23 protein-coding genes are annotated in these 24,264 nt (G+C 60.1%); 15 read left to right on the top strand and 8 right to left on the bottom strand.

All coding sequences use genetic code 11. The features are described 5' to 3' along the window. Positions 1 to 4: 4 nt before the first annotated feature. A complete protein-coding gene (locus ASD32_RS01115) occupies positions 5 to 1,309 on the top strand; it encodes an O-antigen ligase (RefSeq protein ID WP_060636059.1) in 1,305 nt (434 codons plus the stop codon). Between the two features lie 3 nt (positions 1,310 to 1,312). On the opposite strand, the gene ASD32_RS01110 is transcribed toward ASD32_RS01115, so the two are convergent. Together ASD32_RS01110 and ASD32_RS01105 are read right to left on the bottom strand one after the other, a co-directional pair. Then, on the bottom strand, positions 1,313 to 2,443 hold the full coding sequence (locus ASD32_RS01110; RefSeq protein ID WP_244490072.1) for an adenylate/guanylate cyclase domain-containing protein: 1,131 nt from the start codon (positions 2,441 to 2,443) through the stop codon (positions 1,313 to 1,315). Positions 2,444 to 2,765: 322 nt separating this feature from the next. Continuing rightward, positions 2,766 to 3,806, bottom strand: a complete 1,041-nt coding sequence (locus ASD32_RS01105) for a glutamine synthetase beta-grasp domain-containing protein (protein WP_060636057.1) — start codon at positions 3,804 to 3,806, stop codon at positions 2,766 to 2,768. Between the two features lie 114 nt (positions 3,807 to 3,920). Between ASD32_RS01105 and ASD32_RS29330 the strand changes: the two genes are divergently transcribed. Both ASD32_RS29330 and ASD32_RS01100 read left to right on the top strand, forming a co-directional pair. Next, positions 3,921 to 4,064: a hypothetical protein gene (locus ASD32_RS29330; protein ID WP_156382993.1), complete on the top strand. Its 144-nt coding sequence runs from the start codon at positions 3,921 to 3,923 to the stop codon at positions 4,062 to 4,064. Positions 4,065 to 4,302: 238 nt separating this feature from the next. Then, positions 4,303 to 4,494, top strand: a complete 192-nt coding sequence (locus tag ASD32_RS01100) for a DUF2735 domain-containing protein (protein WP_060636056.1) — start codon at positions 4,303 to 4,305, stop codon at positions 4,492 to 4,494. 1,126 nt (positions 4,495 to 5,620) lie between these two features. Here ASD32_RS01100 and ASD32_RS01095 read toward each other — a convergent pair. The 5 genes from ASD32_RS01095 to rhaI all read right to left on the bottom strand — a co-directional run bounded on the left by ASD32_RS01095 (position 5,621) and on the right by rhaI (position 8,713). Further along, on the bottom strand, positions 5,621 to 6,010 hold the full coding sequence (locus ASD32_RS01095) for a DUF930 domain-containing protein (protein ID WP_060636055.1): 390 nt from the start codon (positions 6,008 to 6,010) through the stop codon (positions 5,621 to 5,623). A gap of 136 nt (positions 6,011 to 6,146) precedes the next feature. Next, positions 6,147 to 6,608, bottom strand: a complete 462-nt coding sequence (locus ASD32_RS01090; RefSeq protein WP_060636054.1) for a YbaK/EbsC family protein — start codon at positions 6,606 to 6,608, stop codon at positions 6,147 to 6,149. A 72-nt stretch (positions 6,609 to 6,680) separates the two neighbouring features. Then, on the bottom strand, positions 6,681 to 6,869 hold the full coding sequence (locus ASD32_RS01085; protein WP_060636053.1) for a hypothetical protein: 189 nt from the start codon (positions 6,867 to 6,869) through the stop codon (positions 6,681 to 6,683). Between the two features lie 95 nt (positions 6,870 to 6,964). Next, positions 6,965 to 7,219, bottom strand: coding sequence for a GlsB/YeaQ/YmgE family stress response membrane protein (locus ASD32_RS01080; protein WP_060636052.1), 255 nt, complete (start codon positions 7,217 to 7,219; stop codon positions 6,965 to 6,967). Positions 7,220 to 7,417: 198 nt separating this feature from the next. Further along, positions 7,418 to 8,713 (bottom strand): L-rhamnose catabolism isomerase, encoded by a 1,296-nt coding sequence (rhaI, locus tag ASD32_RS01075; RefSeq protein ID WP_060636051.1) that lies wholly within the window; start codon positions 8,711 to 8,713, stop codon positions 7,418 to 7,420. A 77-nt stretch (positions 8,714 to 8,790) separates the two neighbouring features. Between rhaI and ASD32_RS28790 the strand changes: the two genes are divergently transcribed. After that, positions 8,791 to 8,949 (top strand): YqaE/Pmp3 family membrane protein, encoded by a 159-nt coding sequence (locus ASD32_RS28790; protein WP_082546579.1) that lies wholly within the window; start codon positions 8,791 to 8,793, stop codon positions 8,947 to 8,949. Positions 8,950 to 8,966: 17 nt separating this feature from the next. Here the strand turns inward: ASD32_RS28790 and ASD32_RS01070 are convergent, their stop codons facing one another. Then, on the bottom strand, positions 8,967 to 11,066 hold the full coding sequence (locus ASD32_RS01070; RefSeq protein ID WP_060636050.1) for a bifunctional rhamnulose-1-phosphate aldolase/short-chain dehydrogenase: 2,100 nt from the start codon (positions 11,064 to 11,066) through the stop codon (positions 8,967 to 8,969). Positions 11,067 to 11,279: 213 nt separating this feature from the next. On the opposite strand from ASD32_RS01070, the gene ASD32_RS01065 reads away from it, so the two are divergent. From ASD32_RS01065 to ASD32_RS01015, 11 genes are all read left to right on the top strand, one after another. Then, on the top strand, positions 11,280 to 12,092 hold the full coding sequence (locus ASD32_RS01065) for a DeoR/GlpR family DNA-binding transcription regulator (RefSeq protein ID WP_060636049.1): 813 nt from the start codon (positions 11,280 to 11,282) through the stop codon (positions 12,090 to 12,092). 121 nt (positions 12,093 to 12,213) lie between these two features. Then, positions 12,214 to 13,203 (top strand): rhamnose ABC transporter substrate-binding protein, encoded by a 990-nt coding sequence (rhaS, locus tag ASD32_RS01060; protein WP_060636048.1) that lies wholly within the window; start codon positions 12,214 to 12,216, stop codon positions 13,201 to 13,203. 220 nt (positions 13,204 to 13,423) lie between these two features. Beyond that, positions 13,424 to 14,920 carry a sugar ABC transporter ATP-binding protein gene (locus tag ASD32_RS01055; protein WP_060636047.1) on the top strand — a complete coding sequence of 499 codons (1,497 nt, stop codon included), beginning with the start codon at positions 13,424 to 13,426 and terminating at the stop codon, positions 14,918 to 14,920. Then, on the top strand, positions 14,917 to 15,897 hold the full coding sequence (locus ASD32_RS01050) for an ABC transporter permease (protein WP_060636046.1): 981 nt from the start codon (positions 14,917 to 14,919) through the stop codon (positions 15,895 to 15,897). The genes ASD32_RS01055 and ASD32_RS01050 overlap by 4 nt, the downstream gene beginning before the upstream one ends. Further along, positions 15,897 to 16,898 (top strand): ABC transporter permease, encoded by a 1,002-nt coding sequence (locus ASD32_RS01045; protein ID WP_060636045.1) that lies wholly within the window; start codon positions 15,897 to 15,899, stop codon positions 16,896 to 16,898. Before ASD32_RS01050 ends, ASD32_RS01045 begins: the two co-directional genes overlap by 1 nt. Before the next feature lie 8 nt (positions 16,899 to 16,906). Further along, positions 16,907 to 17,221, top strand: coding sequence for an L-rhamnose mutarotase (locus ASD32_RS01040; protein ID WP_060636044.1), 315 nt, complete (start codon positions 16,907 to 16,909; stop codon positions 17,219 to 17,221). 4 nt (positions 17,222 to 17,225) lie between these two features. Next, positions 17,226 to 18,623, top strand: coding sequence for an FGGY-family carbohydrate kinase (locus tag ASD32_RS01035; protein ID WP_060636043.1), 1,398 nt, complete (start codon positions 17,226 to 17,228; stop codon positions 18,621 to 18,623). Positions 18,624 to 19,512: 889 nt separating this feature from the next. Beyond that, positions 19,513 to 21,147 carry a globin-coupled sensor protein gene (locus tag ASD32_RS01030; RefSeq protein ID WP_060636042.1) on the top strand — a complete coding sequence of 545 codons (1,635 nt, stop codon included), beginning with the start codon at positions 19,513 to 19,515 and terminating at the stop codon, positions 21,145 to 21,147. A 163-nt stretch (positions 21,148 to 21,310) separates the two neighbouring features. Further along, positions 21,311 to 21,604 (top strand): STAS domain-containing protein, encoded by a 294-nt coding sequence (locus ASD32_RS01025; protein ID WP_060636041.1) that lies wholly within the window; start codon positions 21,311 to 21,313, stop codon positions 21,602 to 21,604. Positions 21,605 to 21,607: 3 nt separating this feature from the next. Beyond that, positions 21,608 to 21,973 (top strand): chemotaxis response regulator CheY1, encoded by a 366-nt coding sequence (gene cheY1 / locus ASD32_RS01020; RefSeq protein WP_056329642.1) that lies wholly within the window; start codon positions 21,608 to 21,610, stop codon positions 21,971 to 21,973. Positions 21,974 to 21,989: 16 nt separating this feature from the next. After that, positions 21,990 to 24,263: a chemotaxis protein CheA gene (locus ASD32_RS01015; protein WP_060636040.1), complete on the top strand. Its 2,274-nt coding sequence runs from the start codon at positions 21,990 to 21,992 to the stop codon at positions 24,261 to 24,263. Position 24,264: the final 1 nt, after the last annotated feature.

The following is a 24,264-nucleotide window of genomic DNA, read 5'->3' as shown; positions in this document are numbered from 1 at the left end:
CGGGATGAAGATTGCCAAGGCCAGTCTGGTGAAACCGGGCGAAAACCTCCTCTATGGGGTTTTCGCCCTGACCGTTTCCTATTTCGTCTTCGCCTATTCCGGGCGTTTCGGCCAGGTCTCGATCCTGCTCTATTATGCCGTCTGGCTGCCCCTGGTGCTGGTCGATTACCGGCGTGCACTCGGAAATTACGTCAAATATGTCTGGATTTTCGCCTTTGCGATTTTTGCCCTGCTCTCGGTCTTCTGGTCGGCAGCGCCAGGCACCACGGCAAGAGCGGGGGTGCAATATCTCACCCATGTGATCTGCGCGCTGATTGCCATGCGGGCGCTGGATGTGAAAACTTTGACGCTTGGCTCGGTTACGGGTGCCGGGGTGGTGCTTGCCTATTCCATGCTGTTTGGCGTTTATCATTTCGATCCGCTGGATGGGACCGTCAGTTTCGTCGGGGCGTTTGATTCCAAGAACCAGCTGGGTTTTTATGCGTCGCTCGCGGTGTTCTTCTGTTTTTCCGCCGTCATCCTGCTCAAGCAGCGGAGGGTCTGGCTCCCGGTCTGCGGCGTCGTCGGCCTGCTGGCCGCCTATTGTCTCTATGCGTCCCAGTCGGCCACTTCGGTTCTCACGACGGCCGCAGTCCTGGGGTTGACCGTCGGTATGCAGGTATTTTCGCTGCTGCCGCCCAAAAGCCGCAAGCTGCTGTTCATCGCTGCCACCATATTCGGGACCATCACCGTAATCGCAGCTGTCTATGGCGGCGCGATCGACAGCGTTCTCGGTGCATTCGGCAAGGATTCGACGCTGACCGGCCGGACCTATCTCTGGCAGCAGGGGATCGAGGCCGCGCGTGCCTCGCCGGTGATCGGTATCGGCTATCAGGCCTATTGGGTACGGGGTTTTTCTGAGGCCGAACGGCTATGGGAAGAGTTTTTCATCGGCTCGCGCGGCGGCTTTCATTTCCACAACACCTACATCGAAACCATGGTGGAATTGGGCGCGGTCGGCCTGCTTCTGTTGACCGGCCTGTTTCTCTCCGGCCTGTTCGGTCATTTGAAAAGGGTCTTGACCCAACAACACGGTTTTGAATCCCTCGTCCTGTTCGGTATTTCCGCGCTTCTGTTCGTGCGGTCCTTTGCCGAAATCGACGTCATCTTTCCCTATCAGATCGGCTCGTTCCTGCTCTATATCACTGCTGGAAAGCTGACCTTGCCGGCGCCGCAGAGCGCGTCAACACCAACCCCGATGTTTTCAGGGGATGCCATGCAGCCATTGGCGCATCCGCTGGCTGCCGGTTCCGTCTATCCTTACCGATAGAATTCAGAAGGCGAAGACGTCGATCGGTTCGCTGAGACCCCGCAGAAGGTGGGAGCCGACATTTTCCATCTTGGCTTCGCATCCGGCGATTTCAACGAAGGCCCGCGACAAGAGGACCGGCCGCTTGATCTCCTTGGTGAGGCTTTCAAGCCGTGAGGCGACGTTGACCGTCGGGCCGATGACCGTGAAATCGAGGCGGCTGCGCGACCCGATATTGCCATACATGACATCGCCCACATGCACGCCGATGCCGTAACCCAACGGCTCGTGGCCTTTCTTGACGTTCTCTTCGTTCAGCGCCGCCATCGCGGTCTGCGCCTCGCGGATTGCCGCAAGCAGATCGCGGCTGGCGTTCGTGTTGCTGAGCGGGAAGATCGCCAGCAGGCCGTCGCCCATGAATTTCAGGATTTCGCCACCATGCCGCTCGATCGGCTCGGCCATCGCATCGAAATAGCCGTTGAGCAGTTCGATGACATCGTCGCGCGGCCACATGTCGGAAATGCCGGTGAAGTCGCGAAGATCGCAGATCAGAATTGCCGCACCCACCGTCACGCCGCTGCCGCGGGTGGTGGCGCCGGCCAGAATCTGTTCGCTGGCGTGCGGGCCGACATAGGTTTCAAGCAGCGTGCGAGCAAGCCGGTTCTTCAGGCGGATTTCGCTGACCAGCGCGAAGGCGGGCAAAAGATCGGACAGCGCGGCAATGTCGTCATCGCTGAACCCGCCGGGCCTGTCGCTGCCAAAGGTGATGATATGCTGCTTGCCCAGCGTGTGCTTGAGCGGCCAGGCGATGTAATCCGTATGGCCCTGCGCGCGCAACTCGTCATAGAGCGTATAGGGCGGGGCGTTGACGGAGAATGCGGGCTCCAGCCGCTGGCGAACGATCTGCGCGCCGGAATGGATCTCGTTGACCGGACTGTTGCGGTAACGGTCGCTGTCTTCAATGGCAAAGCCGAAGGTCTGGATATCCCCTTCCTTCATGCCCCGCTGCCAAAGGATGCGGGCACCCAGCCATTGCGGGTGAAGGATGCGGAAATGCAGCGTGCCCCGCGAGACCGGGATGCCGGCCCGGTTGAGCCTTTCGCACATTTCCACGAAGATGTTGTCGATGAAACGATCGTCGCGCGTCTCTGTCATCAGCCATTCGATGACGCCGCTGCTATCGCCCGGTGGCGCATCGGCGGCTTCTTGGTGCAGGCCGGCAGTGGCGCTGGATGGAACTTGCATGAATACACCCCGTCAGGATCTTCGGCGCTCTCAGCCGTACACTTAGTCACGGCCCGGCGGGAATACCAGTGCGGGAATTGGCCTATTGCATCTACGGCAGACGGCACCAAGGGGCGCGGCGACAGCTCTCATCCGGCTGGGGATAGCCGGAAAACCCGCCGCCAGATACGATCATGGCGCCGTCCCGGTTGGGGCGGCGCCATGACTGTGCATCTCGGTAAAGATATCGATCTTAAGCGGCGGCGGAAACGCTGCCTGCGGCCGGAACTTCGGCAATTGTCTTCAGGATCTGCGAAGCGATCTGGTAGGGGCAGCCCTGGCTGTTCGGGCGGCGGTCTTCCAGGTAGCCCTTGTAGCCGTTGTTGACGAAGGAATGCGGAACGCGGATCGAAGCGCCACGGTCAGCAACGCCGTAGGAGAACTTGTTCCACGGTGCAGTTTCGTGCTTGCCGGTGAGGCGCTTGTCGTTGTCCGGGCCGTAAACGGCGATATGGTCGAGAAGGTTCTTTTCGAAAGCAGCCATCAGCGCCTCAAAATATTCCTTGCCGCCGACTTCGCGCATGTACTTGGTCGAGAAGTTGGCATGCATGCCCGAGCCGTTCCAGTCGGTATCGCCAAGCGGCTTGCAATGGAATTCGATGTCGATGCCGTATTTTTCCGTCAGGCGCTGCAGGAGATAGCGGGCCATCCAGATTTCGTCGGCGGCGCGCTTGGAGCCCTTGCCGAAAATCTGGAATTCCCACTGGCCCTTGGCCACTTCGGCATTGATGCCTTCATGGTTGATGCCGGCGGCAAGGCAGAGATCGAGATGCTCTTCGACGATCTTGCGGGCGATATCGCCAACGCTCGAATAGCCGACGCCGGTGTAATACGGACCCTGCGGAGCCGGATAACCGGTTTCCGGGAAGCCGAGCGGACGGCCGTTCTTGTAGAAGAAATATTCCTGCTCGAAGCCGAACCATGTGCCTTCGTCGTCGAGGATGGTCGCGCGGCTGTTAGAGGAGTGCGGGGTGACGCCATCGGGCATCATCACTTCGCACATGACGAGCGCGCCGTTGGTGCGGGCCGGATCGGGATAGATCGCAACGGGCTTCAGCACGCAATCGGAGCTGCGGCCTTCGGCCTGCAGCGTCGAGGAGCCGTCAAAACCCCAGAGCGGCAGCTGCTCGAGCGCCGGAAATGCGTCAAATTCCTTGACCTGTGTCTTACCGCGAAGGTTCGGGACCGGGGTATATCCGTCGAGCCAGATATACTCGAGCTTAAATTTCGTCATTTCTAACCTCTCATGGGTTGATGATGCACAGCCTGTTGAAATCCAACCGCGCCATGCCGCCAACGGCTGCCATCTTCTATGCATGGGGCATGCCAGTTTGAGACGGATGCAGACATGACAGCCGATTTTCTTGAGAAAAGTGCCTCTGCGAAGATTAGACGGCATGCGAGGCCGCTGATACCCGGAAAAGCTGAAGTGACTGGCGCGATTGATCTTTTCGACCCTGATATCAACATTCTCGCAGTGTTTTCGGCCTAATTTCGGACGGTAGTGGCCGGTTTTGTCCAAAAAACGCGCAGAACTTGCGACAATTTGACTTGAGTGCACACGCACAAAATTTATCTCGAAAAATCCCCGAAAAACACCATGCCTAAAAAATAGCCTATTTTTTAGGCTTATTGATTTTTTTTTAATCAATCCGCGCAAATCGCGCGCAAGTCTGCTATGATGACGCCAAGCAGTCCTGTGGAGGGCCGCTGAAAAGGAAAAAGACGCTATGGCAATGATGTCTCCGGCCGGTACGGCCACAATCTACGAGTTCCCCGCCGGTGGGCGGAAATTGGGTGGCCGCCGCTTCGAGCAGTCCGCCACAGTCGCCGATATCCGGCCCAAACAGGTCCTCACGGTCGATTACAGCGGCTGGTATCATGACGAAGCCATGCGCGAAGACCAGAAGCCGAAATCCTGAATTGGCCACTGGCTGACAACCCGATAACCGCGTTGCGCGGATATCCCGCGCCTATGTGGCGCTGATACGGTGCGTTGACATTGTCCGCACATTCCAAGTGACTGGCTGTCCGCCAGCTCCCAATACGCTTTCTCGCACTTTGTCCTGATGCGCATCGCTCCGTCTCCGGTATTCCCTTTTCCGAAGAAGCATCGGGTTTCGCGCCAAGCGCAGGATTCGGCTGCCACACCAATGGTTAACGAATTCCACCATTTCCGAAACAGGATATGACGTTATTTTAACCTTTGCGGCGCAAATATGAGCATAATCGCTTTTTTGAGTGCACCCAAATCGCTTGCTGGTGCGTTACTCGATGAGAGATTGGCGCAATCGGCGGAGTGGTTCTGCTGAAGCGGGCGAAGATCACCGCAGGCGGGGACCATGAGGCCCCAGCATTTCCTGCGGATTAAGGGAGGCGCGGCATGACGGATCATATCATGAAGACGCTCTTGAACATCATGGCTGCGCTATCATTCGCCGCCATCATGATCCTCTACCTCGTCCTGTGGCAGTAGAACCGCTGCTGGGGTAATATACTCACCTACATGCTGCAAAATCCGGTGTCGGCGAGTTCGTGCTGGACGATAAAGTGCAGGTGGCGAGGCTGCAGCGTGACTGACGCCATATTCCCGAAAGCGGGGCAAGGCAATCGTGAATGGGATTTCGGCGTCCTCCCTCTTCTCCCCAGCGGGGAGAAGGTGCCCGAAGGGCGGATGAGGGGGCCGCACGCTCAGAACTTGCGGAAAGACCCCCTCATCGCCTCGCGTGCGCTCGGCACTTCTCCCCGCCGGGGAGAAGGAAGAGATCGCGGCAAAGCCTGCATTCTGTAAGCGATAGTCCCGCGATCAGAGAGCGACCGAGAGAATGAGGTGAACGTGCCGCCTCGCCTTTGCAGATCAAGAACTGTTGTGGTTTAGCCCGTCTGTTGATCACTCAGGCATCTCCTACCTCACCGGGCAGAAAAATCGCACACAGGCCGTCGGCGTTCTCCCTCTTCTCCCCGCTGGGGAGAAGGGGAGATCGTTGAGATGCCCTCACTCCATTTCAGATTGCAAAGAATTCAGCCGCGACTGAAGTCTATCAGGGCTCAAGGATAGAGATAATGGGCGTCCCATTCGTCGCGCGGAATGAGGTCGCCGATCTTATAGTTGAATGACAGGACCTCGATATGGTCTGGCCCCGTGCTGCATTTGAATTTAAGCTTGTACCATTCGCCTTTGCTGCGAAACACCGCGCCTGGCGCCCGCATATCGTTATCTTCGACGATCGGATCGGCAAATGTATAGGCAATGACCTTGTCCGGTTTGAACGACGTTCCATCGGAATTGATCTTCCACATCGCTTCCGTATCGCAGCGTTGCTCCAGCCGGGTCTGCGGGTCGAGTTTTTCAAATTGCTTGACCAGTGACTGATCCATGGCTGCCGCTGGTGCCGCAATGGCAACTGCCAGCAAGAGCGGGCAAACAAGCCTGTTCATTGCGCCGTCAACTCCTCGTCATTTTAGAAACTGTCATTTCAGACGGTAAAAATGGCAAAAGGCGCTTCCGTGCGAAGCGCCGCCATATCCTCTTAACTTCAAGGAAACCTTTGTGTCCATTCGAAGGCACGAAAGGTCAAACGTCGGATACGTCGATCCATTCGGCGCAAGCAAGTTCGGCCATCCGTTCGGGGCTGATCCGCACCGCCGCATGCGGAGCGCCTGCTGCGGGCACCACTTCGTCATAGGCCCTCAGCGAGATGTCGCAATAGACCTTGTGCGGCTTGGCAAGCCCAAACGGGCAGACGCCGCCGACGGGATGGCCGGTTTCTTCCTCGACCTCGTCGAGCCCGAGCATGCGGGCCTTGGTGGAAAACCGCGCCTTGTATTTCTTGTTGTCCAGCCGCGCATCGCCGCGCGTGACGATCAGGATGACATCATCTGCTACCCGCAGGGCCAGCGTCTTGGCAATTTGAGCAGGCTCCACCCCATGGCCCTGCGCCGCCAGCGCCACGGTCGCGGTGCTTTGCGGGAGTTCGATCACGGTGATATCGGGGGCGTGTTCGGCAAAGAAGGTCTTGACGGAAGCGATGCTCATCGGATTGCGCGGCTTTTCTGAAGAGGTGCCGTCCGGATGGCCCGGACGGTGGACTGACTGATCGCGATCTTTTCAGTCGTCGTTGGATGCGTCAAGATTTTCCGGGCGCGTGCCTTCCTGGTCGTGCGGCAGGTAGCCATGGCTGGTGAACCAGTTGATCAGGATCGCGGTCACGGCCTCTTCGCGGGTATGCATGCCGGGATGATCGGAAATGAAGGATTGGATCGCTTGTTCGATCCGCGAATCATAAGTGTCGGACATGATATCTCCAGAATGGATGCCGTGCCGGCCGCAAATGGCGGACCGGCACGATACCAGGATGCGTCAAGCCTGTGGTCAGGCCTGCCAGACCAGTGTCAGGCTTGCTTGACGATACGGATCAGCACGAGGAGGATGACCGCGCCGATGGTCGAGTGGATGATGGCGGCGAGGATGCCGCTGCCGATGCTGACGCCCAGATAGGGAAACAGCCAACCGGCAATGAAGGCGCCGATAATGCCGATGACGATATTCCCGACGAGGCCAAAGCCGAAACCGGAAACGATCAAGCCTGCAAGCCAGCCGGCAATGGCGCCGACGATCAAAAAGACGATAATGCTCTCGATACCCATGGATGGTTCCTTTCCGTTGTATCTTCAAAAGAAACTAGGGCAAGAACCTGTTTTCGATAAGGGGAGAATTGTAAAAAATATCGGCGTTTTCAACGCCTGGGCGCAAAATCATGGAATGTGCCTTTCCCCGCAAACGGGAAAAGGCAATGTATGAGTTTGCCGCTTTGTTAGTCCCCCCATTTCAATGGGGAGAGTGGCTTAGACGATCCCGCCGCCGCCGCTCTTTGACGCCGGGCGTTCGCCGGAAACCTTGGCGCGGTAACCGCTGGCGCGGTAGGCGGAAACCGGTGAAATCGCGCCGCCGGCCTCGTAGCGGGACATGGCCAGGATCGGTTCCACATGGGTGCGGAAGGCCGCCTTCAATGTCTCGGTCGCCATCAACGCGTCATTGCCATCCTGATAGCCTTCCAGTGCCTGGCGATCGACCAGCAGCGCCTGCGCATAGGCGCGGCTGACCTCGGTTGCCGAGTTCATCAGGCTTTCGATCGGGTCGGTGACATTGTGGCTCTGGTCGAGCATATGCATCGGCGCAAAACCGTCGGCTTTGCGCGTCTCGGCGTCCACCAGTTCGTTAAAGACGAGGAACAGCCGGTAAGGGTCGATCGAGCCGGTATCCAGATCGTCGTCGCCATATTTGGAATCGTTGAAATGGAAACCGCCGAGTTTCTTGAACTGGATCAACCGGGCGACGATCATCTCGATATTGACGTTCGGCGCATGGTGGCCGAGATCGACCAGGCAATGGGCCTTGGGCCCGAGTTCCTGGGTGATCAGATAGTTGGTGCCCCAGTCCTGCACAACCGTCGAATAGAAGGCCGGCTCGAACATCTTATGCTCGGAAAAGATCTTCCAGTCGTCCGGCAGACCTTTGTAGATGGCCTTCATCGCATCGAGATAACGCTCGAAACTCCTGGTGAAGTTCACCTGTCCGGGAAAGTTCGAGCCATCGCCGATCCAGACGGTGAGCGCCTTGGACCCCAGCGCCGTGCCGATGGCGATACATTCGAGATTATGGTCGACAGCCTGCTGGCGCGTTGCCGCATCCGCATGGCTGAGCGAGCCGAACTTGTAGGAATGCGCCTGATCGGCCGCATCGGAGAAGGTGTTGGAGTTCATCGCATCGAAGCCGAGCCCCAGCGCGTTGCCCTTTTCCTTCAGTTCCGCAAGATCGTCCACCTTGTCCCAAGGGATATGCAGCGACACGGTGGGCGTCGCCTTGGTCAATTGCTGGATGACCGAACAATCCTCGATCTTGTCGAAGATATGCCGTGGCTCGCCGGTGCCGGGAAAGCGGGCAAAGCGGGTTCCGCCGGTGCCGACGCCCCAGGACGGGACGGCAACTCCGTAAGCGGATACTTTCGCTTTGACGGCTTCGATATCGATGCCGCGCCGGGCCAGCTGCGCGCCGAGATGGTCGTAATCCGCCTTGATATCGGCGATGCGCGCCTCGTTATCCCCAGCGACGATGTCAGGCCCGATGATGAATTCGCTCATGTTTTCTCCCAGCATTTGAACTTTTCTGCGCTGTCCGCGTTACGGCGTCTCGATCGTTGAACCCCTCGGAGGCCATTTTGGACATCGTCCGTATTCTTCTTTCCATTCTTCTGCCGCCCGTCGGCGTCTTCCTGCAGGTCGGCATCGGCCTGCAGTTTTGGCTGAACATCCTCCTGACGCTGTGCGGCTATATCCCCGGCATCATCCATGCCATCTGGATTATTTTGCGCCGATAATCAGCGTGTGAATGACATCAGCGTGTGAAAGACTGGGCATTGCCCGCATCGACATTGATGATGTTGCCGGTGGATTTGGCCGACATGTCGGAGGCGAGGAAGTAGATGGCCTCGGCGATATCCTCCGGGAAGACGCTCAGTTTCAGCATCGAGCGCTCGCGGTACATCGCTTCCAGCCCTTCCATATCCGTCTTGTAGACGGCGGCGCGCTGTTCCTTCCACTCGCCCGACCAGATCTTCGAGCCGCGCAAAACCGCATCCGGGTTGACGACGTTGACGCGGATCTGCGCGGATGCGCCTTCGAGCGCCAGGCAGCGGGCAAGGTGGATTTCGGCGGCCTTCGCCGTGCAATAGGCCGATGCGCCGGGCGAGGCGGCAAGGCCGTTCTTGGAGGCGACGAAGACGACATTGCCGCCGGCTTTCTGGTTGCGGAAGATGCGGAAGGCTTCGCGCGACACCAGGAAATATCCGGTCGCCAGGATATCCATGTTCTTGTTCCAGAGCGACAGCGTCGTGTCCTCGATCGGCGCCGAGGACGCTAATCCGGCATTGGAAACCAGAATGTCGAGACCGCCAAATTCCAGCAGTGTATCGGCAAAGCTCTTCTCGACGGCAGCCTCATCGGTGACGTTCATGGTGACGGCGCGGACGAAATCCTTGCCGTAGCGGCCGCCGAGTTCGCTCAAGGCCGAGGCAAGGGCCGTTTCGTCGATATCGGCAAGCACCACGCAGGCGCCCTCCTGCATCAGGCGGTGGGCCGTCGCCTTGCCGATGCCGCCGGCGCCGCCCGTGACGAGCGCGATCTTGCCGGCCAGCATTTTCGGCTTCGGCATGCGCTGCAGCTTGGCTTCCTCAAGCAGCCAGTATTCGATGTCGAAGGCTTCCTGTTCCGGAAGCCCAACATAGGTCGAGACGCCGGAGGCGCCGCGCATGACATTGATGGCGTTGACGTAGAATTCGCCGGAAATGCGCGCCGTTGCCTTGTCCTTGGCAAAGGTGATCATGCCGACGCCGGGGATCAGATAGACGACCGCGTTGGGGTCGCGCATCGCCGGGCTGTTGGCGCGCTTGCAGCGCTCGTAATAGGCGGCATAACCGGCGCGGTATTCGGCGATTGCGGCCTCAAGGCCGGCGAGTGTCGTGTCGATATCCGGGTTGGCCGGATCGAAATCGATCACCAGCGGGCGGATCTTGGTGCGCAGGAAATGGTCGGGGCAGGATGTGCCGAGTGCCGCCAGCGGTTCGAGGTTCTTTGACGTGACGAAATCGAGGACGGCCGCGCTGTCGTCGAAATGCCCGAGCTTGCGCTCGTCCGCGCTAATCATGCCGCGAATGACCGGCATCAGCTTTTGCGCAACGGCGTGGCGCTCAGCGGCAGGCAGAACCGGCTTGACCGCACCGCCAAAGGCCGGAGCGGCGTTTTCCGTTTCAAACCAGGCAATCGCCTTGTTGATGATCTCGACCGTGGTCTCGTAGGCTTCCTTCGCCGTATCGCCCCAGGTGAAGAGACCGTGGCTTTCCAGGATCAGTCCGCGTGCGTTCGGATTTTCCGCGCAGAATTTCGACAGCCAGAGGCCGAGCTCGAAGCCGGGACGCTTCCAGGGCAGCCAGCCGATATCGCCGCCGAAGATTGTCTGCGTCAGTTCGCGGCTATTGCTGGAGGCGGCAATGGCGATGATCGCGTCCGGATGCATGTGATCGACATGCTTGCGCGGCACATAGGCATGTAAGGGCGTATCGATCGAAGCTGCGCGCGGATTGAGGTTGAAGGTGCAATGGGGGAGGTAGCCGACCATTTCGTCTTCATGTTCGAGCCCACGATAAAGGCCCTTCAGCGCTTCGAGCTTCTCCATATAGAGTGTCGAAAAGCCGTCCATCTTGATCGTGCCGACGTCGCCGCCGGAACCCTTGACCCAGAGCACCTCGACCATGCCGCCGCCGAGCGGATCCTTTTCCATGACCTTGGCGGACGTATTGCCGCCGCCGTAATTGGTGATGCGCTTGTCGGAACCGAGCAGGTTGGAGCGGTAGAGCAGCCGCTCGGCTTCGCTCATCGCGTCTGCCTTGGCGTCGTCCCACAGATTGGCAAGGCGCGAGCCTTGTTGCTTGTCGAGCATCGATCATTCCTCCCGGTCAATTCTGCGCCGGCCCGGTCGATTTTTCGGGACAAAGAGCGCATTCGTTGCGATCAGATCACACAAAGATCGGCGAGATGTCAATCAGAAACGATCAAAACCAGTCATATTGCACTGCACAATGAAAAAATATGATTGTTTGTGATTGACATTGCGCGGTCGTGATGGAAGCATGGAAACGATTGGAGGAGCCGGATGCACGAGAAAGAGCGACACAGGATCATTCTGTCAGCGGTCCAGGACAAGCCGGTCATCACCGTGCCTGAACTGGTCGATCTGACCGATAGTTCTGAAGCGACGATCCGCAGGGATATCGCGGCGCTGCATGTGCAAAAGCGCCTGCGCCGGGTGCGCGGCGGCGCGGAAGCCATCAATCCCCCGCAGTTCGTCGGTCTTGCCGGGCGTCCGTTCAGCGTCAATGAAGGCTTGCATGCCCGCCAGAAGCAGGCGATCGCAAAGGAGGCGGTGGCGCTCTGCCAGGATGGCGAGCCGATCATCATCAATGGCGGCACCACGACATTCCAGATGGTGCATTTTCTCGCCAATCGCCGCATGCAGGTGTTCACCAATTCGTTCCCGATCGCCGAGCATCTGCTCAAGCACTCGAAGAACACCGTGATGCTATCCGGCGGCACGATCTACCGCGAACAGAACATCATCCTCAGCCCCTTCGACAATGACGTGACCCGCAATTTCTATGCGCGCCGCATGTTCATGGGCGCGCAGGGGCTGGGTCCGCTCGGGCTGATGGAGGGCGATCCATTGCTGATCCAGGCCGAACAGAAGCTGATCGACCAGGCTGATGAACTCGTCGTTTTGATCGACTCGTCGAAGTTTCACAAACGCTCCAGCCTCATTCTGTGCGGGCTGAAGCGCATCACCACGGTGATCACGGATCAGGGCATCGAGGACCGGCATGTCCAGATGCTCGAAGATGCCGGCGTTGGTCTGGTGATCGCCAATACGCGGTCAGGCATCGTTGAAGAGAATGCTTCCTCGTCGGCGTGAGGCCGGCGGGAGGAGGGGAGTGGGAAGCGCCTATGGCTCCACGCCCATAGGCAGAGTTTGAGAGCATACAGCCGAACGAACGCGATCATTGTGACCGCGCGGCTTCTGGGAGGAGAACGTCATGAAAATTCTGAAGGCATTGATGGTCACGACAGCGGTTTCGCTGGCACTGATGGCAAACGCCGCGCATGCGGAAAACAAGAAGATTGCGCTGGTTGTCAAGGCGCTCGGCATCGGCTTCTTTGAAGCCGCCAACAAGGGCGCGCAGGAAGCCGCCAAGGAACTCGGCGATGTCGAGGTGATCTACACCGGCCCGACGACGACGACGGCCGAAGGCCAGATCGAAGTCATCAATTCGCTGATCGCCCAGAAGGTCGATGCGATCGCTGTCTCCGCCAACGATACGGACGCGCTGGTTCCGGCCCTGAAAAAGGCGATGGACCGCGGCATCAAGGTGATTTCCTGGGATTCGGGCGTCGCCAAGGACGGCCGCCTGATGCATCTCAACCCGTCGTCCAGCCCGCTGATCGGCAACATGATCATCAAGCTTGCCGCCGACCAGCTGCCGGATGGCGGCGATGTCGCCGTTCTCTCGGCAACCGCCACCTCGACCAACCAGAATGTCTGGATCGAGGAAATGAAGAAGGTCCAGGGCAACTACAAGGGCATCAACGTCGTAGCCACCGTCTATGGCGACGACCTTGCCGACAAGTCCTACCGCGAGACGCAGGGCCTGATCCAGTCCTACCCGAACCTGAAGGCGATCATCGCGCCGACTTCCGTGGGCATCGTTGCCGCAGCGCAAGCTGTCGAAGACGCCGGCAAGGTCGGCCAGATCAACGTCACCGGTCTCGGCCTTCCCTCGGAAATGGCCGGTCACGTCAAGGCCGGCTCGTCGAAGTCCTTCGCCATCTGGAACCCGATCGACCTCGGCTATTCCGCCACCATGATTGCCTATGACCTGATCGGCGGCGCTGAAGCCAAGCCGGGCGCCGAACTGAAGATGGGCCGCATGGGCACCGTCAAGCTCGACGACAACAACGAAGGCGCCATGGCCGACCCGTTCGTCTATGACGCCAAGAACGTCGAAGAGTTCGCAAAGATCTTCTGAGTTGAAGGTTCTCTTCTCCCCAGCGGGGAGAAGTGCCGAGTGAAACGAGGCGATGAGGGGGTGGTGCGGCATATGCTGACGATGCCGCTGGCCCCCTCATCCGACCCTTCGGGTCACCTTCTCCCCGCTGGGGAGAAGAGGGAGGTCGCCGAGCCCCCGCTATTCCAATCAAACCCAAACGGTGGATTGCCTCTTGCTGCAGGAAACGACCACATCGCGGATGAAGCCCGCCGTTGCTCTTGAGGGCATATCCAAGTCCTTTCCGGGCGTGAAAGCGCTGTCTGGGGTCTCGCTCGCTCTGTATCCCGGTTCGGTCACGGCGCTGATCGGCGAAAATGGTGCGGGCAAATCGACCCTCGTCAAGATCCTCACCGGCATCTACCAGCCGGACGGCGGCACGATCCGTGTCGCTGGCACGGAAACCCATTTTCCCACCGCCCTGTCTGCGGCCCATGCCGGGGTCACCGCCATCCATCAGGAAACGGTGCTGTTTGACGAATTGTCGGTCGCTGAAAACATCTTTCTCGGCCACGCACCACGCGGCCGTTTCGGCCTGATCGACTGGACGAAACTCAACAATAATGCCCGCGACCTGCTCGCCCGCGTCGGCGCAAACATCGATCCGACCATCCGGTTGCGCGATTTGGGCATCGCCAACAAGCATATGGTGGCGATTGCCCGCGCCCTGTCGATCGATGCCAGCGTTGTCATCATGGATGAGCCGACGGCGGCCCTGTCGCACAAGGAAATCCACGAGCTCTATGAGCTGATCGACCGGCTGAAGGCGGATGGCAAGGCGATCCTGTTCATCAGCCACAAGTTCGATGAGATCTTCCGCATCGCCGACCGCTATACCGTGTTTCGCGATGGCGGCATGGTTGGCGAGGGCCTGATTGCCGATGTGAACCAGGATCAACTGGTGAAGATGATGATCGGCCGCGATGTCGGCCAGGTCTTCCCCAAGGTCGATGTTGCCATCGGCGAGCCGGTCCTGACGGTTTCGGGCTATCGCCATCCGACCGAATTTGAAGACATCAATTTCGAACTGCGGCGCGGCGAAATCCTCGGCTTCTACGGCCTGATCGGTGCCGGCCGTTCCGAATTCATGCAGTCGCTGATCGGCATCACAAGGCCATCAGCCGGGGCGATCAAGTTGAATGGCGACGTCCTCGTCATCCGCTCTCCCGCCGAAGCGATCGAGGCCGGTATCGTCTATGTGCCGGAAGAGCGCGGCCGTCAGGGCGCCATTATCGGCCTGCCGATCTTCCAGAACGTCACGCTGCCCTCGCTGCAGAAAACATCCCGCTCCGGCTTCCTCAAGCTTGCCAATGAATTTGCCCTGGCGCGCGAATATACGCAGCGCCTCGACCTGCGCGCCGCCTCGCTCGATCAGGATGTCGGCACGCTGTCGGGCGGCAACCAGCAGAAGGTGGTCATCGCCAAATGGCTGGCGACGCAGCCGAAGGTGATCATTCTGGATGAGCCGACCAAGGGCATCGATATCGGCTCCAAGGCTGCGGTGCATGCCTTCATGAGCGAACTGGCAGGGCAGGGGTTGAGCGTCATAATGGTCTCCTCCGAAATTCCCGAAATCATGGGCATGGCCGACCGCGTCATCGTCATGCGCGAAGGCCGCATCGCCGGGCGTTTCGAACGCACCGAGCTGACGGCGGAAAAGCTGGTCCGGGCCGCCGCCGGCATCGGGGAGGCCGCATAATGGCAAAGCTGCTGAAGAACCGTGAAATCCTTCTGGTCATCGCTATCATCGCTCTGGTCTTCCTGATCGCGCTGCGCTTCCCGGGTTTCGTGGCCCCCGCCAATCTGGCGCGCGTCTATAATGACACCTCGATCCTCATCATCCTGGCGCTCGGCCAGATGGCGGTCATCCTGACGCGCTGCATCGATCTGTCGATGGCCGCCAATCTGGCGTTGTCAGGCATGGTCGCCGCAATGGTCAATGCCGCCTTTCCGGGCATCCCGATCCCGCTGGTCATCCTCGCCGTGGTGGCGCTCGGCGCCGCACTCGGCTCGATCAACGGCCTGCTGGTCTGGAAGCTCGACATTCCGCCGATCGTCGTGACGCTCGGCACGCTGACCATTTTCCGGGGCACGATCTTTCTCTTGAGCAAAGGCGCCTGGATCAACGCCCATCAGATGAGCGATGCGTTCAAGGCCCTGCCGCGCGCGCCGCTCATCGGCTTTCCGGTCCTGTCCTGGCTCTCGGTTCTGGCCATCGCCGCCGTCTATATCCTGATGACGCGCACGCCGGTCGGCCGTGCCTTCTTTGCCGTCGGTGGCAATCCGCATGCCGCCGTCTATACCGGCATCGATGTCGGCCGCACTCGGTTCCTCGCCTATTGCCTGTCGGGCGGTCTTGCCGGGCTTTCCGGCTATCTCTGGGTGTCGCGCTATGCGGTCGCCTATGTCGATATCGCCGCCGGCTTCGAACTCGATATCATCGCGGCCTGCGTCATCGGCGGCATTTCGATTGCCGGTGGCATCGGTTCCGTCGGCGGTGCCGTGCTCGGCAGCCTGTTTCTCGGCGTTATCAAGAATGCGCTGCCGGTCATCAATATCTCGCCCTTTGCCCAGCTGGCGATTTCCGGAACGGTGATCATCATCGCGGTCGCGGTCAATGCCCGGACCGAGAAGCGCAAGGGCCGTGTCATTTTGAAGAAAGCGGAGGCGGTCTGATGGCGGAAACGCATCTTTCACCGAGGATCATTCCGGACCGGCTGCAGAGCCGGGGCAGCCGTGCGCTGAAAAGCTGGGAAAGCCTGCTGCTGGTCGTGGCGATCCTGATCTTTGCCATCAACTCGTTTGCCTCGCCTTATTTCCTCGATCCTTGGAACCTCTCCGACGCGACGTTCAATTTCACTGAAAAGGCGCTGATCGCCTTTGCCATGGCGCTGGTGATCATTTCCGGCGAGATCGACCTTTCCGTTGCCTCGATCATCGCCCTGTCGTCGACAGCCATGGGGCTTGCCGTCACCATGGGCGCCGATACGCCGATGCTGGTCGTCGTCGGCCTTGGCACCGGTCTCGTCTGCGGCGCGGTCAACGGCCTTTTGATCACGGGGCTTGGCCTGCCCTCGATCGTCGTCACGATTGGCACGATGAGCCTGTTTCGCGGCCTGTCCTTCATCATCCTCGGGGATAAGGCCTATACGGGCTATCCGGCGAGCTTTGCCTATTTCGGCCAGGGCTATGTCTGGTGGGTGTTCTCGTTCGAATTCGCGCTGTTCGTGTTCTTCGCCATCATCTACAGCGTACTGCTGCACAAGACCAATTTCGGCCGCGCCGTCTATGCCATCGGCAACAACCAGACGGCAGCGCTGTTTTCCGGCGTCCGGGTCGGCCGGGTCAAGTTCATCCTGTTTTTGCTCACGGGCCTGATGGCGGGCATCGCCTCGATCTGCCTGACCTCGCGCCTCGGCTCCACCCGCCCGTCGATTGCGCTCGGCGTCGAGCTGGAAGTGGTGACGATGGTGGTGCTTGGCGGCGTCAGCATCCTTGGCGGCTCCGGCACCATTCCGGGCGTGGTGCTGGCCGCCTTCATCATGGGCATGGTCACCTTCGGCTTCGGGCTCCTGAACGTGCCGGGTATCGTCATGTCAATCTTCATCGGCGTGCTGTTGATTTCCGTCATCGCATTGCCGATTCTGTGGTCGCGCGCCCGCCGCCGGGCGCATTGAGGATACCCATGGAAAAATATGCGTTCCGCATGCGGCTCAATCCGGGCATGGCCGGGGAATACAAGGCCCGCCATGATGCGATCTGGCCGGAACTGGCAGCACTTCTGACCGATGCCGGTGTTTCCGATTATTCAATCCATCTCGACGAGGAAACCGGCCTTCTGTTCGGCGTTCTCTGGCGGCGCGATGACCACACCATGGCCGATCTGCCGAACCATCCGGTGATGCAGAAATGGTGGGCCCATATGGCTGATATCATGGAGGTGAAGGCCGGTAACGAGCCTGTCGCCGTGCCGCTGACAACCGTCTTTCACATGAAGTAATGCCATGAAAACCATCGCTGTCATCGATATCGGCAAGACGAATGCCAAGGTCGCTTTGGTCGATCTCGACCGGTTCGAGGAAACGGCCGTGCGCAAGACCGCAAACAGCGTCGTCTCCGAAGGCCTCTACCCGCATTTCGACGTCGAGCGTCTGTACCGCTTCATCACTCAGAGCCTCGCTGCGCTGTACGAAGAGACACCGTTCGATGCGATCTCGGTCACCACCCATGGGGCAACCGCCGTCCTGCTCGACAAGAACGGCGATCTTGCCCTGCCGCTGCTCGACTATGAATTCACCGGCCCCGACACGCTGGCGGACGCTTATGAAAAGGTGCGTCCGCCCTTTGCCGAAACCGGTGCCGCCAGATTGCCGATGGGGTTGAATATCGGCGCCCAGATCTACTGGCAGGAACAGACCTATCCCGACCGTTTCGCTAAGGTCGCCAGTATCCTCACCTATGCGCAATACTGGTCCTACCGCCTGACCGGGGTTCGCTCGACGGAACTGACCTCGCTCGGCTGCCATACCGATCTGTGGAACCCCTATACCGCAGATTTTTCTACCATGGTCGATGCCCGTGGCTGGCGTCCGCTGTTTGCGCCGGTGCGCCGCGCCAGCGATATTCTCGGCGGCTTGACGCCGCAGGCCGCACGGGATGCCAGCCTGCCGGAGGGGCTGCCGGTCTATTGCGGTATCCACGATTCCAACTCCTCGCTTTTGCCGCATGTGCTGACGCGGGCGGCACCCTTCTCGGTCGTGTCCACCGGCACCTGGGTGGTGATGATGGCGATGGGCGCGCGCAAGGTGGCGCTCGACGAGGCGCGCGACACGCTGATCAATGTCAATGCGCTCGGCGATCCCGTTCCCTCCGCCCGTTTCATGGGCGGACGGGCATTCTCGACCCTTATCCCCGATGCAACGGTCGAGGTATCCGAAGAGATGGAGGCGCAGGTTGCCGCCGCGCAGTGGATGCTGTTGCCCTCGGTGCCGGAAGGCTCCGGGCCATTCCCGCATGCAGGCGCGCGCTGGACCTGTGACGAGGCCTCCCTCACGGGCCCGCAACGGCTTGCCGTCGTCTCCTTCCACCTGGCGATGATGACGGCGAGTTCACTGGACCTGATCGGCGCCGAAGGCGAGATCGTCGTCGAGGGGCCGTTTGCGGTCAATTCAAGCTATCTGCGCATGCTGAAAGCCGCAACTAGGCGTCCGGTGCTGATCGGCAGCCAGAGCGCCACCGGCACCAGCCTGGGCGCCGCATGCCTTGCCGACGGCAGCCGGGCGCAGGCGCATACGGTGGAATTCGAGGGTGAGGTTTCGCAAGCTTATGCGGCCTATGCGGCCCGCTGGGCAGAGCTCGTTCACGCTTTGTCGTCCAAGCTTGCGCCGTCCGTTCCGCATTGAAGATCGCCGGCAACAGTCTCCGTAAACCGCGCCTCCGGATCATCTTGCCGCAGTGGCATATAAATACCTGGCTTTCCCGCCGCTGCCGGATCTCGCAAACATGCGCCGCTTGCAGGCGTCAATGCTTGCCAGCGCAAGTGCGGTTCAACTATTTCCTAGAAAATCCGGGCGTTCAATGACTTACGGTCATGCTCGATATTGAGGAGGATGGAGACCGCTGCCAGTGTAAGGGTGGCGATAAGCGTAGCGCTTAGTCCCAGAACAATCATTGCCCGTTCCTTCTACGTCATCATCATGATGCCGCTTCACTTAGTCCGGCTATGCTTGCGCATGGCTTACGCCGGTCAGAATAGGCAGTAGTTAATGGCGGGGTCTGCCAAGATCAACTCTCAAGTTTTACCATTGAAAACCTGTTGTTTCTCGATCCGCCGCAAACCCCCATTTTATAGGAGGTTGCGCCGGGTCGAGGCAATATGCGCGCAATCTTATTGAAAGAAGATACGGACGATCAACCGTTAACCTTCAAGCAAGGAATTAACCATAAACATGGTCGTACACGTTGGAGTGGGAAAATCTACTTCCCCGCAAGGCATGACGCCGTACCGACGAACCGGTTCTGATCCGGTATGCACTTTCACCGGATATTTCTTGGGAACGTAGCGGCCGATCGCCGTGGCGAGGCGGCATTGCGGCCTTTGCCATGTGTGTCTTGCAAGGCGGCACGCTTGGGCAACGCCCCTTGAAACCATCCGTTGGGAAACCATCCGTTGGCGAGTGGATGCGCCGTGCGCTTATCGGTGCGCGGACATGCTGCAAGAGTTTGATTTTCTACAGAATATTTCTGAGAGCCATGGGGTTTCCAGAAGCGAATACCGGACCGGGGAAAAGCGTGAGGCAGGAAACATCGCCAGATCAGACGAGAAGGGCTCAGGCAGGCAGTCTGCTGGAGCGCTTGCGTTTTGCCGGGCTCGATGAAGACCAGACCGCAGTTCTGCGCAAGCATCGCCAGTCGTTGGGTGCAGAGGTCGAGCTGGCATTGCGCGACCTGTTCCAGCGCCTGCAGACCTTCCCCGACGCCGCCCGCCATTTCACCAGTGACCGCCAGATCGACCGGCTGCACGACCTGCAGGCCTCGCATTGGAGCGTGCTGACCGACGCCCGGTTCGACAGTCTCTACGCCGAGCGTGTCAAGGTTCTGTCGGATACCGAGAGCAAGATGGGTCTCGACCCGCGCTGGCAGATCGCCGGTCATGCCGTGGTGCTTGAGCGCCTGATTGGTGCGATGATCGAGCAGTTCTGGCCGAAAGCGATGCTGTCGCTCGGCAAGGCAAACAGGAAGGAGCTGACCGACCTCGTCGCCGCTCTGGTTCGCACTGTTTTTGTCGATACCGAAATTTCCGTTTCCCTGCGCTTCAACGAACAGCGCCACAGCCACCAGCGCCAGCTTGCCGAACAGCGCAAGGCGGGCGAGGCCGAGGCGCTTGCCCTGTTTGGCGGCGTCACCCAGGCGCTTGGCCGGGGTGATCTCTCCGTCCGTACCGCCAGCGACGTGCCTGCGGCCTATCAGCCGCTGGCCATGGAATTGAACGGCGCACTCGATGTCATCCAGAACGAGTTCATCGGCCTTTCCGACCGCGCCACGGCGATGGAAACCTCCTCGCGCGATCTTACCGGCCAGACCGCACAGTTTGCCCAGCGCGCCAAGGACCAGTCCGAAGTGCTTGGCGAGACTGTCATGTCGCTCGGTGCCATCGTCGACCGGGTCCGGCACAATGCTGGCCAGACGCGGGCCGCCGAAAAGAGCGTCGCTGCGACCCGCCAGTCGGCCGAAAAGAGCGGCGAGATTGCGGGACAAGCCATATCCGCCATGGCCGATATCGAAGCGTCCGCCGAAAAAATTGGCCAGATCATCGGCGTTATCGATGAAATTGCCTTCCAGACCAATCTTCTCGCGCTGAATGCCGGCATCGAGGCGGCGCGCGCCGGCGAAAGCGGCCGCGGCTTCGCCGTCGTCGCCCAGGAAGTCCGCGCTTTGGCGCAGCGCTCGGGCGACGCCGCGCGGGAAATCAAGCAGCTGGTCTCCAGCACCAAATCCCAGGTCGAGGCGGGCGTCGAACGCGTTGGCCGCACGCAGGATGCCATCAGCAATATTGTCGAGCAGGTGCGCGGCATCAACGATGCCATCGCCGGCATTGCCGAGGAAACGGCCGGACAGGTCACAGGTCTGCAGTCCGCGACCGCCGGTCTCGGCCGGATCGGCGCTGAAATCGGCGACAGTGCCGATCAGGCCGCCGGTGCCAGGGAAACTTGCGCCGACCTGCACAGCGTCATTCTCGAACTCGGCCAGACGATCCGGCAGTTCCATGTCCAGCGCCAGGCGCCCAAGACCGCTTTCGCACCCTCCTATCAGGCACCCGCCATTCCGGCGCCAGCCGGCCGGCCGGGTAGCGCTGTGGATGAGAGCAGCGACGGCGCCGATGACATCCACGGCCTTCAGGGCCGCCTTGCCGGGTGGGCGCGCTGATGCAGAGCCGGCATAAACACATATTGCCAGGGCAGGTAGGGCAAGGGCAGGCGGGGCCAGGGCAGACGGGCCTCGAGGGGCAGCGCATGCGATTGCATCGCCGCGCCGAAAGCCAGCCGAACCATCCGTGTAAATTACTCTCAGCCAGACAAGGAAAGTAGAGATGGCAGCCAAGAAAGCCGCCCGGAAAAGTTTGAGCCTCGCGCCGGTTCTCGATCTGAACGAGGCCAGCGCTCTGCACGGCAAGCTGATGGCTCTGCGCGGCAACCCGGTCGCGATCGACGCATCTGCGGTCGAGCGTGTCGGCGCGCTCTGCGTTCAGGTCCTGATGGCCGGGGCAAAAAGCTGGGAAGAGGATAATCAGTCTTTCACCTTCGCCAAGGTGTCGGACGCATTTACGAAAACGACACAGCTCATCGGGGTCAATATCGACCACCTGATGGCAAAGGAGATTTGAGACATGAAAAAGAAAGTTCTCACCGTCGATGATTCCAGAACCATCCGGAACATGCTTCTCGTGACGCTGAACAATGCCGGTTTCGAAACGATCCAGGCGGAAGACGGCATCGAGGGGCTGGAAGTTCTGGAAGATGCCAATCCGGATGTCATCGTCACCGACATCAATATGCCGCGTCTCGATGGCTTCGGCTTCATCGAGGGAGTGCGCAGAAACGAGAAATTCCGGGCAATCCCGATCCTGGTCCTGACGACCGAAAGCGACGCGGAAAAGAAGAACCGTGCACGCCAGGCAGGCGCAACCGGCTGGATCGTCAAGCCGTTCGATCCGACCAAGCTGATCGATGCCATCGAGCGCGTAACCGCCTAACGCCAGGATTTCCCCCATGGATATGAACGAAATCAAAGAGATTTTCTTTCAGGAATGCGAGGAGCAGCTCGCTGAACTGGAATCCGGTCTCCTGAGGCTCAATGACGGCGACCGCGATCCGGAAACGGTGAATGCGGTTTTCCGTGCGGTCCACTCCATCAAGGGTGGTGCCGGAGCGTTCGGGCTGGATGATCTGGTCTCTTTCGCGCACGTGTTCGAGACCACGCTTGATTGCGTTCGTTCCAACAAGCTGGAACCCAACCAGGATGTTCTGAAGGTCATGCTGAAATCGGCCGATGTGCTGGCCGACCTGACCAATGTCGCGCGCGACGGCGGCAGTGTCGATCAGGCACGCTCGGCGCAGCTGATCCGCGAGCTGGAAGCTTTGGCCAAGGGCGAGGCGCCGCCTGCCGCCGTTCCGGTTGCAGCGGTCCCGAAGGCAGCTCCGGTTGCCGCCGCCGCCGCACCAGCCGTCAATGACGAAGGTTTCGTTCCCGTCGCCTTCTCCTTCGATGATTTCGGTGACGACGAGGAACCGGCCGATCTTCCGTCCTATGAGATCGTCTTCAAGCCGAAGTCGGAACTCTATACCAAGGGCAATGAGGCGACGCTGCTCCTGCGCGATCTCTCGCGCCTGGGCGAAATGAGCATCCATTGCAACATGGACAGCCTGCCATCGCTCGACCAGATGGATCCGGAAACCGCCTATTTCTCCTGGAAGGCGTCGATCAAGACCGACAAGGGCGAAGACGCCGTGCGTTCGGTGTTCGAATTTGCCGAATGGGACTGCGACCTCGAGGTCACTGCGCTCGACACCGGCGCCGCCGCAGACGATAGCGGTGACGAACTGCCGATGCAGCCGGTTCCGTTCGATCTCTCCGCGCTCGATGACGAGCCTGATGCGCCGCTTGGCGTGGTCGAGGAAGAAGAGCAGATCGCCGCCGTGCAGCAGGCTGTCGCCGCCGCCGAAGCCGCATCCAACGTCGTCCAGATGGCCGCGACCGCGTCGCGCACTGCAGCCGGTGACAAGGGTGCCGCCGCAGCGGCTGCCCAGAACAATGCCCAGCAGGCCGCATCCGCCGCCGCCCCGACCATTCGCGTCGATCTCGATCGTGTGGACCGGCTGATCAATCTCGTCGGCGAGCTCGTCATCAACCAGGCCATGCTGTCGCAGAGCGTCATCGAGAACGATTCGAATGGCGTCTCCTCGATCAACATGGGTCTGGAAGAGCTGCAGCAGCTGACCCGCGAGATCCAGGATTCGGTCATGGCGATCCGCGCGCAGCCGGTCAAGCCGGTGTTCCAGCGCATGGCCCGAACGGTCCGCGAAATCGCAGATATTACCGGCAAGTCTGTCCGCCTCGTCACTGAAGGTGAAAACACCGAAGTCGACAAGACGGTCATCGACAAGCTGGCCGAGCCTTTGACCCACATGATCCGCAACGCGGTCGATCATGGCCTCGAAATGCCGGAAAAGCGCATTGCCGCCGGCAAGAATGCCGAAGGCACGGTCAAGCTCACCGCCAAGCATCGCTCGGGCCGCATCGTCATCGAACTGTCCGACGACGGCGCCGGCATCAACCGCGAGAAGGTCCGCCAGAAGGCGATCGACAACGACCTGATCGCCGCCGATGCCAACCTGTCGGACGAGGAAATCGACAACCTGATCTTCCACGCCGGCTTCTCCACCGCCGACAAGGTCTCTGACCTTTCCGGACGCGGCGTCGGCATGGACGTGGTCAAGCGCTCGATCCAGGCGCTCGGCGGCCGCATCAACATCTCGTCGAAGCCCGGCCATGGTTCCGTCTTCACCATGAGCCTGCCGCTGACACTGGCCGTCCTTGACGGCATGGTCGTCACCGTGGCCGGCCAGACGCTGGTCGTGCCGTTGACGGCTATCGTCGAAACCCTGCAGCCGGATGCGGCAGCGATCCATTCCTTCGGTGCGACGCAGCGGCTGATCTCGATCCGCAACTCGTTCTGCCCGCTGGTCGATGTCGGCCGCATCCTCAATTTCCGCGCAACCCAGGCCAATCCGGTCGAAGGCGTGGCGCTTCTGGTGGAATCCGAAGGCGGCGGCCAGCGTGCCCTGATGGTCGATGCCATCCAGGGCCAGCGTCAGGTCGTCATCAAGAGCCTGGAGGCCAACTATACCCACGTGCCGGGCATTGCCGCTGCCACCATTCTCGGTGATGGCCGCGTCGCTCTCATCCTGGATGTCGATGCTGTCGTTGCAGCCTCGCGCGGCCAGTCCCTGCAACTCGAATCATCGCTGGCCGCCGCAGGGTAGG

The organism is Rhizobium sp. Root483D2 (assembly GCF_001426685.1).
In the GTDB taxonomy this organism is placed as follows: domain Bacteria; phylum Pseudomonadota; class Alphaproteobacteria; order Rhizobiales; family Rhizobiaceae; genus Pararhizobium; species Pararhizobium qamdonense.
The sequence above is the reverse complement of the archived record's forward strand: the minus strand, read 5'-3'. Positions and strand labels throughout refer to the sequence as shown.